The 15042-nt window shown below is 37.5% G+C and carries 13 protein-coding genes and 1 riboswitch; of the genes, 9 read left to right on the top strand and 4 right to left on the bottom strand.

The window, feature by feature from the left end:
• Positions 1 to 75 precede the first annotated feature (75 nt).
• Positions 76 to 1368, bottom strand: coding sequence for a branched-chain amino acid transport system II carrier protein (brnQ, locus tag ACW2QC_RS18465; RefSeq protein ID WP_457545415.1), 1293 nt, complete (start codon positions 1366 to 1368; stop codon positions 76 to 78).
• A gap of 300 nt (positions 1369 to 1668) precedes the next feature.
• Between brnQ and ACW2QC_RS18460 the strand changes: the two genes are divergently transcribed.
• Positions 1669 to 3522: a cation:proton antiporter gene (locus ACW2QC_RS18460; protein WP_457545414.1), complete on the top strand. Its 1854-nt coding sequence runs from the start codon at positions 1669 to 1671 to the stop codon at positions 3520 to 3522.
• Positions 3523 to 3562: 40 nt separating this feature from the next.
• On the opposite strand, the gene ACW2QC_RS18455 is transcribed toward ACW2QC_RS18460, so the two are convergent.
• On the bottom strand, positions 3563 to 3742 hold the full coding sequence (locus tag ACW2QC_RS18455) for an SE1832 family protein (RefSeq protein ID WP_457545413.1): 180 nt from the start codon (positions 3740 to 3742) through the stop codon (positions 3563 to 3565).
• Positions 3743 to 4101: 359 nt separating this feature from the next.
• Between ACW2QC_RS18455 and motA the strand changes: the two genes are divergently transcribed.
• The 8 genes from motA to ACW2QC_RS18415 all read left to right on the top strand — a co-directional run bounded on the left by motA (position 4102) and on the right by ACW2QC_RS18415 (position 11932).
• Positions 4102 to 4905: a flagellar motor stator protein MotA gene (motA, locus tag ACW2QC_RS18450; RefSeq protein ID WP_457545412.1), complete on the top strand. Its 804-nt coding sequence runs from the start codon at positions 4102 to 4104 to the stop codon at positions 4903 to 4905.
• Positions 4877 to 5665 carry a flagellar motor protein MotB gene (motB, locus tag ACW2QC_RS18445; protein WP_457545411.1) on the top strand — a complete coding sequence of 263 codons (789 nt, stop codon included), beginning with the start codon at positions 4877 to 4879 and terminating at the stop codon, positions 5663 to 5665. The genes motA and motB overlap by 29 nt, the downstream gene beginning before the upstream one ends.
• An 80-nt stretch (positions 5666 to 5745) precedes the next feature.
• A riboswitch (cyclic di-GMP riboswitch) is annotated at positions 5746 to 5834 on the top strand.
• A 99-nt stretch (positions 5835 to 5933) separates the two neighbouring features.
• Positions 5934 to 6395, top strand: coding sequence for a chemotaxis protein CheX (locus ACW2QC_RS18440; protein ID WP_457545410.1), 462 nt, complete (start codon positions 5934 to 5936; stop codon positions 6393 to 6395).
• Positions 6396 to 6418: 23 nt separating this feature from the next.
• Entirely contained in the window at positions 6419 to 8401 is a 1983-nt protein-coding gene (locus ACW2QC_RS18435; RefSeq protein WP_457545409.1) for a chemotaxis protein CheW, read from the top strand.
• A gap of 17 nt (positions 8402 to 8418) precedes the next feature.
• Positions 8419 to 8883: a chemotaxis protein CheW gene (locus tag ACW2QC_RS18430; protein WP_457545408.1), complete on the top strand. Its 465-nt coding sequence runs from the start codon at positions 8419 to 8421 to the stop codon at positions 8881 to 8883.
• 20 nt (positions 8884 to 8903) lie between these two features.
• A complete protein-coding gene (locus ACW2QC_RS18425; protein ID WP_457545407.1) occupies positions 8904 to 9263 on the top strand; it encodes a response regulator in 360 nt (119 codons plus the stop codon).
• A 39-nt stretch (positions 9264 to 9302) separates the two neighbouring features.
• Positions 9303 to 11012, top strand: a complete 1710-nt coding sequence (locus ACW2QC_RS18420) for a methyl-accepting chemotaxis protein (RefSeq protein ID WP_457545406.1) — start codon at positions 9303 to 9305, stop codon at positions 11010 to 11012.
• 197 nt (positions 11013 to 11209) lie between these two features.
• Positions 11210 to 11932 carry an EAL domain-containing protein gene (locus ACW2QC_RS18415; RefSeq protein ID WP_457545405.1) on the top strand — a complete coding sequence of 241 codons (723 nt, stop codon included), beginning with the start codon at positions 11210 to 11212 and terminating at the stop codon, positions 11930 to 11932.
• Between the two features lie 53 nt (positions 11933 to 11985).
• Here ACW2QC_RS18415 and ACW2QC_RS18410 read toward each other — a convergent pair whose 3' ends face one another.
• Positions 11986 to 12651, bottom strand: coding sequence for a response regulator transcription factor (locus tag ACW2QC_RS18410; RefSeq protein ID WP_457545404.1), 666 nt, complete (start codon positions 12649 to 12651; stop codon positions 11986 to 11988).
• Positions 12652 to 12791: 140 nt separating this feature from the next.
• Positions 12792 to 14849 carry a methyl-accepting chemotaxis protein gene (locus tag ACW2QC_RS18405; protein WP_457545403.1) on the bottom strand — a complete coding sequence of 686 codons (2058 nt, stop codon included), beginning with the start codon at positions 14847 to 14849 and terminating at the stop codon, positions 12792 to 12794.
• Positions 14850 to 15042 lie beyond the last annotated feature (193 nt).

Raw genomic sequence — 15042 nt, 5'->3', positions numbered from 1 at the left:
CATTTTCTATCAACTACGAAATATAAAAAGCAACAGGAAGAGCTTTAAAAAAAGAGCTGACGATGATGTCAGCTCTTAATGTGTGTAACTTGGTTCTGGTTGTTTTCGAAAAAGTAACCCGATTAATCCGCCGATTATGGCAGGAACGACCCAGCCTAATCCAACAGAGAAAAATGGGAGCTTTTCCATTAGTGGTGTAATCGCGTTTAATTCAAAACCATATGCAATCAATCCATCATATAAACTCGTGATCGCGGTTAATAATATTGCACCACGGTAAACTGCTTTTGATCCATTAAATAAGCCTTGCATAAACGTCAACAATATAAGGACGATTGCGATTGGATAAATAAAAGTAAGAACGGGAACAGAATAGCTGATAATCGTATTTAATCCTTGGTTTGCAATTAGATAACTTGCAATTGTAACGATAAGGATGATTGATTTATAGCTTAGCCTTGTTACTTTGGCAAAAAACTGTCCACATGCAACAATTAATCCGACAGACGTGGTGAAGCAGGCAAGGCTAACAATAACGCCAAGTAGTAATGCACCGAAACTACCAAACATGATATTGGCAGCACTGGATAATATATCGCCACCATTGTCATAGCTACCAGTTGACGCTAACTTTGCGCCGATCCAGCCGATTGATCCATATACGGCAATGAGCCCGATTCCAGTAATCATTCCCGCTTTTAGTGTCGATTTAACGAGTCCGTTTTGGGTTGTGACACCGCGATCCTTAAATGCATTTACCACGATAATACCAAATGCCAATGCAGCAATTGCATCCATTGTCAGATATCCTTCGACAAAACCTGAGAAAAACGGTGAACTTGCGTATTTATCAATTGGACCTTCAAGTGGATGATCCAACAGTAAGAATCCTCCAACACTCAATGCGACAATCGCAATTAATAATATTGGTGTTAGAAATTGACCGATCCGATCGACCATTTTGGATGGATTTAAACTTACTAAATAAACCAAAAGGAAAAAGATTGTCGTAAAAATAAAAAGTGCAAGTGCTCCAGTTGTGAATGGTTCCACACTCATCTCATATGCTACAGTTGCAGCACGTGGAATACCGAAAAATGGACCAATTGCTAAATAAACTACCGAGGTAAAAACAAGTCCAAATAATGGATGAACACGGTCCGCTAATTCACGCGCATCATTTTTTACAAATGATATTGCTGTAACAGCTAAAATGGGTAAGCCAACTCCAGTAATAACAAAACCACTAATTGCTGCCCAGTAAGATGTGCCAGAATCGATCCCTAAAGTCGGTGGATAGATTAAGTTACCAGCACCAAAGAATAATGCAAAAAGCATAAACCCGATAATAACGGTATCTTTATTCATGATGATGAAGCCCTCCTGAAATGATGTCTAATAGGTTGTTAAGCCAAAAGGTAAACCCTTTATTTTCAATATTATCAGATAATTTGATTGAAAAATATTTCGAAATGTTTGAAGCAAAATAATATTAACAGCTGGTGCAAGCGCCTGTCAATGCAATCAATCGAATAATTTCGACATTTATGTGACATTATTCTGCATAACTTGCTAATCTTTTCTAAAAAATAGCGATTAAAATTGTTTACTTTATATCTATCCGCATTTAAAATGACCTTATATAAAAAAGGAAAATGGGGGTATGATATGTTTCCATCTGTTTTATTTGAAATTATGTTAATAGGCTTCTTGGGGATTGGTTCACAATGGCTAGCATGGCGTTATCGTATGCCGGCTATTGTTGTTATGTCTGTTGCCGGTTTAATTGTAGGACCAATATTCGGCATTATGAATCCCCAGGAGGACTTTGGAACTTTATATAAACCGATTATTACGGTTGCAGTAGCTATCATCCTATTTGAGGGTAGCTTGAATTTGAATTTTAAAGAATTGCGTGGACTTGGTCGCCCCGTATTTCGTATTTCAACAATTGGAGCATTTATTGCCTGGATCTTAGGATCACTAACTGCACATTATATAGCAGGATTGTCATGGGCAGTTGCTTTTGTCATCGGTGGTTTATTTATTGTTACTGGACCTACCGTGATTTTACCATTGTTACGTCAGTCCAAATTAAAACCACGACCAGCAAAAATTTTGAAATGGGAAGGAATTATTGTTGATCCCATTGGTGCATTGCTTGCGGTATTTGCTTTTGAGATTATTTCCTATTTGACTTCCAGTAATCCAGATGGTACATCGCTACTGCTCTTTTTTGCTGCATCTATTTTTGCAGCAATTCTTGGCTGGGCATGTGGTCGAGGAATTGGCTGGATGTTTGAAACAGGGAATATTCCAGAGTTTTTAAAGTCACCAGCAGTTTTTATCGTTGTCATTATGTGCTTTACCATAGCAGATGAAGTCACACATGAAACGGGACTACTCGCTGTTACTGCAATGGGGATGACGCTAGCAAATATGGGAATTAGTTCGGTTGCAGACATGCGCCACTTCAAGGAAAATATGTCCATATTGCTGATTTCCGCAATCTTTATTATGTTGACGGCCTCCTTAAACATGGACACGATCCTGCACATCTTTGAACCACGGATCATTGGATATGTATTGTTAATGATGTTCTTAGTGCGGCCATTGTCGATTTTCTTATCAACAATTGGCACAGACTTGGCGCTTAATGAAAAGTTGCTAGTTGGTTGGATTGCACCAAGAGGAATTGTTGCATTAACAGTATCCAGTTATTTTGCAGCAATTTTAGGTGACGCTGGCTATGAAGATGCAGCCATTATTACCACATTAACGTTCGGGCTTGTCTTTTTCACTGTTGTTGCCCATGGATTCTCGATCAGTTGGCTGGCTAAAAAACTTCATCTATCTATGGAAGGAAGACCTGGTACAATAATTGTTGGTAGTAATACATTTACCGTCGAATTAGCTAAATCACTCATAAAGGCGAAAGATCCTGTCATTGTTGTTGACTCGTCCTGGGAGAAACTCCGGAAAGCTAGAGAAGCGGGAATCCCTTTTTATCACGGGGAAATGCTTTCAGAGCAAACGGAGTACCACTTAGATACGACACCATATGAATATCTAATCGCGGCAACTGATTATCATTCATACAATTCACTTGTTTGTACAACATTTATGCCGGAATACGGTCGAACGAATGTCTATAAAATGAGTCCGTATAAGCAAATCGATAGTGAAACAAACGATATTGTTGATAAAATCGGTGGACGTATTTTGTTTGGTGAGGAAGTTTCAACTGAAGATTTAAATCAAAATATACGGGCTGGCTATGTATTTAGACAAACAACCTTAACGGATCAGTATAATTATAAACAATATAAAGCAGAGCGGGACGAAGCGGCTGTCTTGTTGTATTACATTAAACCGTCAGGGAAAATTATCTTTTATTCAGAAGAGATGAAAACAACACCTGAAATCGGGGATATCGTCGTCAGTCTTGCACCACAGGATAAAAAAATCCAAGCCAAATTAGAAAATCGCCGTAACAATGGGAATAACGGAAATGGAAAATAAAAACAGTGCAGACCATATTAAAGTGGTCTGCACTGTTTTGTTATTCTGCCTCATCTAGTTTGCGGTTTAGTTCTGCCATTTCTTCTTCTAATTCGATGAGTTTCTTCTCTGCTGTAGTTGTATTTCCACCAAATGAGGTTAATTTCTCTGCATCACCCTGAATGCGAGCATAATCCGATTTTAATTCTGCTAACTTAGCTTCAATGTCCTTTTTCGTCATGTTTATCACTCCTAGCTTCTATTGTAGCGGATTTTCATGATGCAAGAAAGTATCTGGTTGTTTAAAAAAATCATCTAACTTTTTTTGAATACCATGATTGATTTATGCAGTAATTTTGTTTACTATTACAAGTAATATAGTACTATTACAAAAGAACTATATTACTATATCTTCAGCAAGAACATCTATGTTAAGAGCTGCACCATGAAGTTTGGAGTTTAACAATCTACTATTATGGTTGAATTCATATGAAACGATGTGGCTATTCTTTTCTTAAGAATAGCCATTTGCTGTTTGTCGAATGGATTGAGGGTATAGGTGGTATAGGTATTTACTTAAAAACTAAGGAGGTTGGAGACGTGGACAAGACTTCATTTATTGGTCTCATATTGGGCTTTATAGCCATAGGAGTAGGGATGGTGTTAAAAGGGGTTAGCCCTGTAGCATTAGTCAATCCAGGCGCACTATTGATTATTTTTGTAGGTACTGCTGCATCTGTATGTATTGCTTTTCCAATGAGTACAATTAAACAAGTACCAGCACTGTTTAAGATATTGTTTACTGAGGATAAGCATGGCAAAACAATTCATGAAATAATAGGTACGTTTACAAATTGGGCGGATCTTACAAGAAGAGAAGGTGTATTGTCGTTAGAAAGTGAAATTGACCAAGTTAGTGATCCATTTTTAGCTTCAGGCTTACAATTAGTGGTTGATGGGAAGTCACCTGATTTTATTCGCGATGTAATGTTGGAGAAAATTGATGCAATGGAAGAAAGACATCAAAAAGGCATTCAAGTATTTTCCCAAGCCGGTACATATGCACCAACATTAGGAGTGTTAGGTGCCGTTATAGGTTTAATAGCTGCTCTTGGTAATTTAAATGATATTGATGTTTTAGGTCATGCCATTTCGGCTGCATTTGTTGCGACATTGTTTGGGATTTTTTCAGGTTATGTTTTATGGCATCCTTTTGCAAATAAGCTAAGGGAGAAGTCTAAAGATGAGGTAAAGCTAAAACAAATCATGATAGAAGGGATTTTGTCCATCACCAATGGCGAATCTGCCCAAGTAGTAAAAGATAAGTTAAGTTCTTATCTATCTCAGAAAGAGTTGGTAAAGCTCAACCAGGAGGATGACTATGCGACGGAAGAAACAGCGTGAAGAGCATAAAGTTGATGAGTCATGGTTATTACCTTATTCTGATTTACTAACACTTTTATTTGCATTGTTTATTGTGCTATTTGCCATGAGTAACATCGATGCACAAAAATATGAACAGCTTTCACAGGTTTTTAAAAGTGAATTTTCTGGTGGTGATGGGTTCATGGAGAAAGGTTCCGGACCGACTGATTCTGAAGGTGCACCCGTTGAAACGGATGAAGATGAAGAGGAAACTGGCAATGAGAAGGAACAAACACAAGAACGAGAGCAATTAGAGAAATTAAGAAATAAAATTAATGCATACATAACAAATAATGACCTCGCTAAATCATTAGGAGCAAAACTAACAGACGATGGGTTATTAATTACGATCGTAAATGATGTCACCTTTGATTCTGGCAGTTCCAGCGTAAATGCTGATGGGAAGCGGATTGCAAAAGAAGTCTCAAACTTTTTATATACGGATCCACCACACCAGATTGTTGTAAGTGGACATACGGATGATCGCCCGATTAGAACTAGTGACTATGGATCCAATTGGGAATTAAGTGTCATGCGGGCTGTGAATTATATGAAACTGTTACTGCAAAATGACAAACTAGACCCCGAGCGGTTTAGTGCAAAGGGGTTTGGTGAGTATCAGCCAATTGTCCCCAATACAAGTAATGAGAATAGAGCAAAGAATAGGAGAGTAGAAGTCCTTATATTGCCAAATCACGACTTAGAGTTAAATGATGGGGATCATAATGGTAAACAATAAATTTTTTACCAAATGTAGAAATTTGTTGAATTTTGTCGTAAGTTATTTTATCATTACTTTAGAACTAGTAATAAAGTCATATACAGCAAAGGCAAACTATTCGAAAGAGTAGGACGCAAAGTCTAGGGTCTAAAGATGAATATCTATCAACGATCGCCTGGCTACCAATCTATGATTTTTTAATAAATCTATTTGGCTATTCTAAGACCTAGAATAGCTCTTTTTTTACACTTTATTGATATACACAAACCAAAAAAGGAGTGTCATTTTGGCTGATACGATGGTAGGAAACGCTAAAGCTGTAACAGAACTGCTGAACGGAACGCTGTCATCATTGCGTAATGTAGTACCACTAGCACATGAGATAAAGCAACCAAACTTATTGAAACAAGACTTACATCTTCAATATGGGGTCTTAATTGGTATTACTGGCGATGTAAAGGGAAAGTTGGTTTTGTCAGGAAACACAAGTATTTTCGGCGCGATTGGTGAAGTAATGTTCGGAATGCCACTGGAAGGGGAAATGCTTTCATCTTTTAGTGGTGAATTAGGGAACATGATTGCAGGAGGCATGTCAACAAACATTGTCGAAAAGGATCTTCATACTGATATCACATCACCAACGATTATTGAAGGGACGATGACTTTATCAGGACATAAAAGGGCCCTTAAAGTGACAGTGATGTTTGAGAAAGTTGGGGATATGGATCTTTATTTGTTACTTGATTAATGAAATAGAAAGAAGGTCTACTGTTGGATACCAATCAATACATAACTATGTTTTTAGATGAAAGTCGTGAGCATTTGCAGGCCGTGAATGATAATCTTCTTGAATTAGAAAAACAGCCCCACGATCTTTCTATTGTAAGTGAAATATTTCGCTCTGCCCATACATTAAAGGGAATGGCTGCAACTATGGGATTTGATGATATTGCTTCTTTAACACACCAGACTGAAAACGTACTAGATCAAATTAGAAACAACCAACTAGAAGTAACTTCTGAATTAATTGATATTCTTTTTGAGGCGACAGAGTATTTAGAAGAAATGGTTGACGCAATCAGTGAAGGAGAGGATGGCAAGAAAGATGTGTCAACTCTTATAAGTCAATTAGAGCAATTTGAAAAAGGACAAACTACTGTTACCCCTAGTACGCAAGCTGTAACAGAGCAAGTCAGTTTTGATTTAGATGAATACCAGATGACGGTTGTCGATCAAGCAAAAGAGCAAGGATTTAATGCGTTTCAGGTAACCATCTCATTAACAGAGGACTGTATGTTAAAAGCTGCTCGTATGTATATGGTTTTTGATGTCTTGGAAAATAGTGGTGAAGTGATTAAATCAATCCCCCCAGTTGAAGATATAGAGGAAGAGAAATTTGAACAGGACGTTTCGGTTATCCTTCTTTCAACTATGTCAAAAGAAGAAATTCAAGCAATGATTTACAAAGTTTCCGAGATTCAACGAGTGGAGTTATCACTTTTACCTACTGAAAGTAAAGAGACTCCTAATAAGCCAAAAGAAAATAAACAGGAGGAAGAGGAAAAGATAACTAAATCCGCAAAGTCCCATAACAAACCAGGTCAAAAGACAATTCGTGTAAATATTGACAGAATCGATGATCTGATGAATTTGTTTGAAGAAGTAGTAATTGATCGTGGTAGATTGGAAGACATCTCTACGAAGATAGACCACAACGATCTACAGGACACAGTTGAGCACATGTCAAGAGTCTCTGAGGACATGCAAAACTTGATCTTAACCATGAGAATGGTTCCCGTTGAACAAGTGTTTAATCGTTTTCCCAGGATGGTTAGAGGGCTTGCTAAAGATTTGGATAAAAAGGTTAACCTGGAGATTATTGGAGCAGAAACCGAACTCGATCGAACGGTGATCGATGAAATAGGAGATCCCTTGGTTCATTTGATTCGTAATTCAATTGATCATGGGGTTGAAACACCGCAAGATCGACAAAAGGTTGGTAAAAAAGAAGAAGGTAAACTGGTTTTACGCGCATTTCAAAGCGGTAATCATGTGTTCATTGAAATAGAGGATGATGGGGCAGGGATTAATCGTGAAAAAGTATTAGCGAAAGCAATTGACAATGGGCTAGTTACTGCTGAACAGGCAAAAGCACTGACAGATGAAGAGGCTTACCGGTTTATTATGTCTTCTGGTTTTAGTACAGCAGATGAAATCTCTGACATTTCTGGTCGTGGTGTTGGGCTGGATGTTGTTAAAAATAAGATAGAATCATTGGGCGGGACAATTTCCATTCAGTCAGAAAAAGACAAAGGGAGTAAATTTTCCATTCAGTTACCACTGACCCTGTCTATTTTGTCGACTTTACTCGTTAATGTTCAAAGTGAAACATATGCTATCCCACTTTCTTCGATTATTGAAACTGTAATATTGCAGGATGGTCAGGTAATGTATGCACACGGTCAGCAGGTTATGGATTTCAGAGGGGAAGTGATCCCGCTTGTTTCCTTAACGAGAATATTCCATGTTCCAGCTGATCACGAGAGTATGGATGAGCAACAAAATGCTGTTGTCGTTGTCAAAAAAGGAGATAAGTTGACGGGTCTATTAGTAGATTCCATGATTGGTCAGAAGGAAATCGTTTTAAAATCACTAGGAAACTACTTACAAAATGTTTATGCCATTTCGGGGGCAACGATTTTAGGAGATGGACGAGTAGCATTAATTATTGATCCGAATGCACTAATAAAATAGGTGGGAGGAGCGTTAAGATGGAAGATTCGTTAAAGGTTATTGTCTTTCGGTTAAGGGAGCAGCGGTATTGCGCTAATATTCAACAGGTTGTGTCAATCGAACGACTGCAACATGTTACAGAAGTACCAAAGACGTCTGATTTCATTAAAGGGATTATCAATTTACATGGAGAAATAATACCTATTATCGACTTGAAGGAACGGTTACAACTGGAAGATACGAATCGTAAGGTGGATGAACCTAAGATTCTGATCGTAAGTATTGATACCGTAAAGGTCGGGTTAATTGTTGACGCTGCAACAGATGTGATCGATATTGATCCACAGGCAATAGAAGCTGCACCGAAGCTCATCGGTGGTGTAAAGGAAGCATATTTACATGGTGTAGCCAAGCTTGATAGCGAACTCTTGCTATTACTAGACTTAGAGCGAGTATTAAATATAGATGAAATTAAAGAAGTCCAACAGGTAATAGAAGAATAATACATAGGAGGCAATAAGCCATGGCGAGAGTATTAATAACAGATGATGCTGCCTTTATGCGAATGCAATTAAAAGATATATTAACAAAGCTTGGCCATGAAGTTGTTGGTGAGGCTGAAAATGGCAAAGATGCAATTGAAAAATTTCAAGACTTGGAACCAGATTTAATTACAATGGATATTACGATGCCTGAGATGAATGGTGTTGAGTCGGTGAAAGAAATAAAAAAATTAAATTCTAATGTCAAGGTTATTATGTGCTCAGCAATGGGGCAACAGGGTATGGTTGTTGAGGCTATTCAGGCAGGAGCAAAAGATTTTATTGTTAAACCATTTACGCAAGATAGAATTCAGGAAGCAGTAGAAAAAGTATTAGCCTGATGAATTTTACGGGGATTTTTTCAAAAGGAGCAAATAGATATGTTCAAGAAGCTGAAATTTAAGAACCTTAATATTGGTAAGAAATATGGATCGATATTAACATTGGTATTTATCTTATTTGGCGTATCAACGGCAGTTAGTACGGTGTTGGTTAATGAAATTGGTGATAATGTTGATGAGATGGAACGTAAGGGTGACAGTCAAATCTTGATCACGCAAATGGGATCATTGACACGCTCCAAAAGTATCCGAGTTGTTAGTTACCTTCAAGAGGAAGATTCCAAGTTGATTGACGAGTATGAGGAACGTCGTAAGGAATTCAATTCAAATGAAGCAGAAATACGAAAAAGGATGGAATCAGAAGATCAGTTGGAACTGTTTGATCAGATTGTGGCCAATGATAAAGAAATGAATGATCTATTTACAGAGAACATTGTGAATGCAGTAAGTAACGGGAATATGCGGTCAGCAACTGATTATATCTCTCAAGTTAATGAATTGCGGGCAGAAACAGTCGATTTATTGGAGCAGTTGCGTACTACCGTTAATGAGGAGCGTAATGCAGCAATTACTCAAACAGAAGATAGTCAAAGCATGACTCTAATTGTACAACTTGTGTCCATGGTTGCATCGATCGTTATTGGTGGGGTGCTCGTTTTCTTTATCAGCCGCATTGTTTCACGTAATTTAAACAAGGTAGTGGGTGTAAGTAATAAAATTGCTGATGGAGATCTATCAGTAGAAATGATTGACTATGATGGAAAGGACGAAATTGGCCGTCTTGCTGAATCGGTTAATACGATGAGTACCAATCTTAGAAACGTTATTCAGCAAGTATCTAAAGTTTCGGAAACTGTCAGCAGTCAAAGTGAAGAATTAACTCAATCAGCAAACGAGGTAAAAGCAGGTTCTGAACAAATTGCAACTACCATGCAAGAATTAGCATCAGGTTCAGAAACACAAGCCAATAGTGCGAGTGAACTTGCTTCAGTTATGGGATCCTTTACAACTAAAATACAAGAAACTAACACGAAAGGTGAACATATTAAACAATCATCACATGATGTATTAGGAATGACCAATGAAGGAAGCCAGTTAATGCAGTCTTCCAACGAACAAATGGCCAAAATTGATCAAATCGTGCAAGATGCAGTACGAAAAGTACAAGGATTAGATACCAAGTCCCAAGAGATTTCTAAGCTTGTTTCTGTAATTAAGGATATCGCTGACCAAACAAACCTCCTAGCCCTAAATGCAGCAATTGAAGCGGCTAGAGCTGGGGAGCAAGGAAAGGGCTTTGCGGTGGTTGCGGATGAAGTAAGGAAGCTTGCAGAACAAGTTTCTGATTCTGTAACGGACATTACCGGAATTGTAACAAGCATTCAAACAGAAACAAGTACAGTAACAGACTCCTTACAAAACGGCTATCAAGAGGTTGAAAAAGGAACAAATCAAATAGAAACAACAGGTGAAACGTTTAGTAAAATAAGCAAAGCGATCGGTGAAATGGCAAATGGTATAAATGCGATTTCTGATAACCTATCTAGTGTAGCCGGAAGCAGTCAAAAGATGAATAGTTCGATTGAGGAAATAGCATCGATTTCAGAGGAATCAGCTGCAGGTGTCGAACAAACTTCTGCTTCATCGCAACAAACAAGTAGTTCAATGGAAGAAGTCTCAGGAAGCTCTGAACAGCTTGCCAAGTTAGCGGAAGAATTAAACGGTTTAGTCCGTCAATTTAAGATTTAATTGGATAGGCTAATACTGACAGCTCACTGTTGAGTGAGCTGTCAGTATTACATTCGATGATGATGATAAGGGAATGCTCACTATTGTAACCGCGGCCTAAAATAACAACGAAACGGAACAGTAATACATATGAACGATTTGAATATTGGTCAAGTATGTTAAAGAAGCTATAACAACAAAAGAAGGAGACTGTTAAGATGGGGAGCACAAATTTGGCTTTACCTGAAAAGGAGACAGATTTTTATCATGTCATTCAGCCTATTATGGATTTGTCTGATGCTAAGGTTTATGGGTATGAGGTATTATTGCGCTCAGAGCAATTCCCTAATCCGGAATTTCTATTTAACTACGCAAAAGAACAAGATCAATTATTCGATTTAGATATGAAATCTATACATAAGGCACTTACAACGTTTAACAAAGAGGCAGCACATCTAGAAGGATTACACTTGTTTATCAATATATTTCCTTCTACATTAATTTCACCAGACTTTCATTACCAGTTACAACAGCTAAAATCAGAGGTTAATATTTCACCAGATTCAATTGTATTTGAAATAAATGAAGCAGAAAAGATGCCGGATTTGGCTGTCCTTAATCGGGCGATAATGGAATTGAAAAGACAAGGATTTGTCATTGCGATTGATGACATTGGAAAGGGGGAATCCAGTTTAAAGACGGTTTTAGAACTGGAACCTAATATTGCTAAAATTGACCGGTATTTCACAAGAGATTTAGCTACTTCACCGAAAAAGCAAAAGTTTATTAAATTGATGCTTCAGCTTTTTGGAGGAGAGATCACGATCGTTTTAGAAGGGTTTGAATGTAAAGAAGATTTGCTGACAGCAAAAGCAATGGGTGTACCATTTGGACAGGGCTTTTATTTAGGTAAACCAAAACCGATCAGAAGCTACATGTAATTACAGACCACAAAAGGTGCATATAATCCTTTTGTGGTTATTTTATTAAAAGCTTATTTTGCTTTGAGGAATGTTCTGGAAGACTCACAAACACACCAATTGTTTGTGACTGCTAATAATGCTGCGCTTGTTCTATCCTTTACTTGTAGCTTTTTTAAAATCGATCTTACGTGATTGTTTACGGTGGTCGTAGAAATAAAGAGGTTTTCACCTATGTCACAGTTACTGTTTCCTTGAACGATCTGTTCCAGAACCTCCCATTCGCGCTCTGAAAGGATACCAATAGGTCGTTCTATTTTTTTATGGCTTAATCTTACGTAGTTATGAAGTAGAATTGGGCTAAGTTTAGTATGAATATATTGTTTTCCATCCATTATTGTTTCAATTGCAAAAAGTATTTCGGTTGTTTCCATTCCGTTGTAAAAATAACCATCTAACCCTAGTTTAAAAAAATCTGCTAGTTGAACATTATCCAATGTTGATGTCCAGATTATTACCTTTTTATGGTGTTCTGAATAATATTCAATTAGTTTATCGGTATCGACATCCGTGTTTATGTCAATAATTAGTAAATCTGCCAGGTGTTCCTCTTGAAAAAGTAATGAATAGTTTATGGAATTGTAGGTCATTATCGTATAATTCGATAGCCTTTCTTGTAGTACAGATACAATTCCATCGCGTAAAACATTTGCTTCCTTAATTAGTGCGATGTTGTTCATTTGGGTTAAGCTCCTTCATTATGTATTAACCAGGGTAGAGTTATATTTGTAATCCTACTAAAGTATACCATTTAAAAATAAATGTATGTTGTAACATAGAGGGAACCGAGATAAAGTCGCTCGGTTCCCGTATTATTATTCTATTTTTCTTCTATTTCTGTATTATCAATGGTGAATTGATCAATTTGTTCATGCATTTGAACAGAATAGTCTTCTAATTCACCAGCCAAATTATTTAATTGCTCCATTGATGCAGTTTGTTCTTCGATGGAGGCTGATACTTCCTCTGTTCCTGCAGCGGTTTCTTGACTTATGGAGGCAATATTTCTAGTGTTTTCAGAAAGCACCTTCTCTTGCTGGGATATGTCATCCATTAGACCTATAACCTTGCTGATCATTTCGTTGTTCGTTTTAATTGTTGCTGTAATACTAGCAAACGCGTCTCCGGTATCGTTAACGGATTGTGATTGTGATTGAATGACATCGCTTGTTTCATTTATTAGTGTAACCGTTCGTTTTGTTTCATCTTGCATTTCCGTAATCAATTCAGAAATATCCCCAAGTGCACTTTCCGATTGCTCCGCGAGTTTCCGCACTTCATCTGCCACAACGGCAAACCCGCGTCCACTTTCTCCAGCACGTGCAGCTTCTATTGCAGCATTCAATGCTAATAAATTCGTCTGATTGGAAATATCCGAAATCTTATTAACTATTTCGCTGACATTAGTAGACTTTTCATCAAGCGTATGAATGGCGTTAACCACTTCATCTGTCATTTTACTTGTTTGATCTGACTGTTTACGAAGTTCTTCAACCGTTGTTGCGCCTTCTTCCGAAATTTTTGTCATCGCCTTGGCCTCTTCATGCACACTTCTGTTTTGCGCTTCGATTTGGCTAATCATTTCAGATAAACGATCTGTTGCTGTTTCGTTTTGTTCCATTAGTTCTGATTCATTAGCTGCCCCGGAGGCAATCTGCTCCATTGTTGTAGCAACCTCGTTTGAAGATGCTGTGTTTTCTTCTGCACTTGCTACGAGTGTCTGGGAAGCTTCAGAAACATGGAATGAGATGTTAGCAATCTTTTTCATCATTTCACGCATTTGTGTTAACATATTTTGAAAACTTACGGATAGTTGGCCAATTTCGTCTACTCGTGTATTGTCTATTTCAGCTATCAAATTGCCATTTTCAACTTCTTTCATTGTCGTTTGAAGTTTCTTAATCGGCGTTGTTAATTTTCTTGTTATAACAAGGGAGATACCTATCGCGATAATCAAGGCTATCCCTAGAGCAATTGAAATCGGGATAATAATAGATTGCGCTTGGTTTTGTATGTCATTCTCATAGACGGTACCACCAAGGAGCCATCCAGTTGTTGGGTTCTTAACAAACCCCATAATTTTATCTTCACCTTCAAATTGATAGTGAACGATCCCTTTATCACCAGTATTGACGATCTTTTGATAATAATCTTTTTCGGATTCATCTGAACCAATGTAGTCTTTGTCTGGATGGGCAATATATTTACCTGCTTTATCAAACACAACTGCATAGCCGGTTTCACCGATCTCAATGTTATTAATCATGTCAAGGATCGTGTCAACAAAAACATCGATCGACATAACACCGACAAGTTTATCTTCGTTATAAAAAGCCCGTGCCGTACTTACAATCGTTTTTCCAGTAGTTTTATCTGTATATGGTTCTGTCCAAATTGTCTTGCCATCGGCTTCAACGGCCTTTTGATACCAGGGTCTTTCCCTAGGATCATAATCATCGCCCAAATCCCCATCAGGATAATCAATCATTTCTCCGGTTGCTTCAATCCCGGTATAAATTGTTGAAATGGTAGAGTTGGCATCACCGGTCTCCTGTAAATATTGGAGTAATTGATCTTTGCTTTCAGGTTTATAGTTTGTTAGTAAATCATATGATGTAAACCGGTCTAATTTACTATCCATATTGGAAAAAAACAGTTCAAATGAGTCGTTCATACTTTCCATTTGACTTTCCACATTTTGGGTAAGCTCGTCAGAAGTTGTTTTCACGCTAAATTCATAACTTACAAACGCCACAACACCACCAGTAAATATAATGAGAATAAGAAACGGAATTAGAATTTGCCGACGAAGTGTTCTGTTTAGAAAACTACCTTGGCGAACTTTCCTCTTCTGGTTGTTCGGTATATTTTTATTCACAGCGCTCTCTCTTTTCTATGTAGTAATTTAACTAAGATACCCTTTTATCTCCTTTCTAAGGGTTTGTGGTAAAAAAGAACTAGTGTGATTGCGCACAATATATACGGAACACTGTGCACTTATTGGATTTAGTAGTAGGTCTTTTGTTTCATATATCATAATATTCCTTTCTAAATTTTTATTCAATAGGTAG

It is taken from the genome of Virgibacillus sp. FSP13, from assembly GCF_054048505.1.
This window is presented reverse-complemented; position numbering and strand designations above follow the sequence as displayed.

Excerpts from the sequence above, each read along its gene's own strand:
- brnQ (WP_457545415.1), bottom strand. The coding sequence starts at position 1,368 with ATGAATAAAGATACCGTTATTATCGGGTTTATGCTTTTTGCATTATTC.
- ACW2QC_RS18460 (WP_457545414.1), top strand. The coding sequence starts at position 1,669 with ATGTTTCCATCTGTTTTATTTGAAATTATGTTAATAGGCTTCTTGGGG.
- ACW2QC_RS18455 (WP_457545413.1), bottom strand. The coding sequence starts at position 3,742 with ATGACGAAAAAGGACATTGAAGCTAAGTTAGCAGAATTAAAATCGGAT.
- motB (WP_457545411.1), top strand. The coding sequence starts at position 4,877 with ATGACTATGCGACGGAAGAAACAGCGTGAAGAGCATAAAGTTGATGAG.
- ACW2QC_RS18430 (WP_457545408.1), top strand. The coding sequence starts at position 8,419 with ATGGAAGATTCGTTAAAGGTTATTGTCTTTCGGTTAAGGGAGCAGCGG.
- ACW2QC_RS18425 (WP_457545407.1), top strand. The coding sequence starts at position 8,904 with ATGGCGAGAGTATTAATAACAGATGATGCTGCCTTTATGCGAATGCAA.
- ACW2QC_RS18420 (WP_457545406.1), top strand. The coding sequence starts at position 9,303 with ATGTTCAAGAAGCTGAAATTTAAGAACCTTAATATTGGTAAGAAATAT.
- ACW2QC_RS18415 (WP_457545405.1), top strand. The coding sequence starts at position 11,210 with ATGGGGAGCACAAATTTGGCTTTACCTGAAAAGGAGACAGATTTTTAT.
- ACW2QC_RS18410 (WP_457545404.1), bottom strand. The coding sequence starts at position 12,651 with ATGAACAACATCGCACTAATTAAGGAAGCAAATGTTTTACGCGATGGA.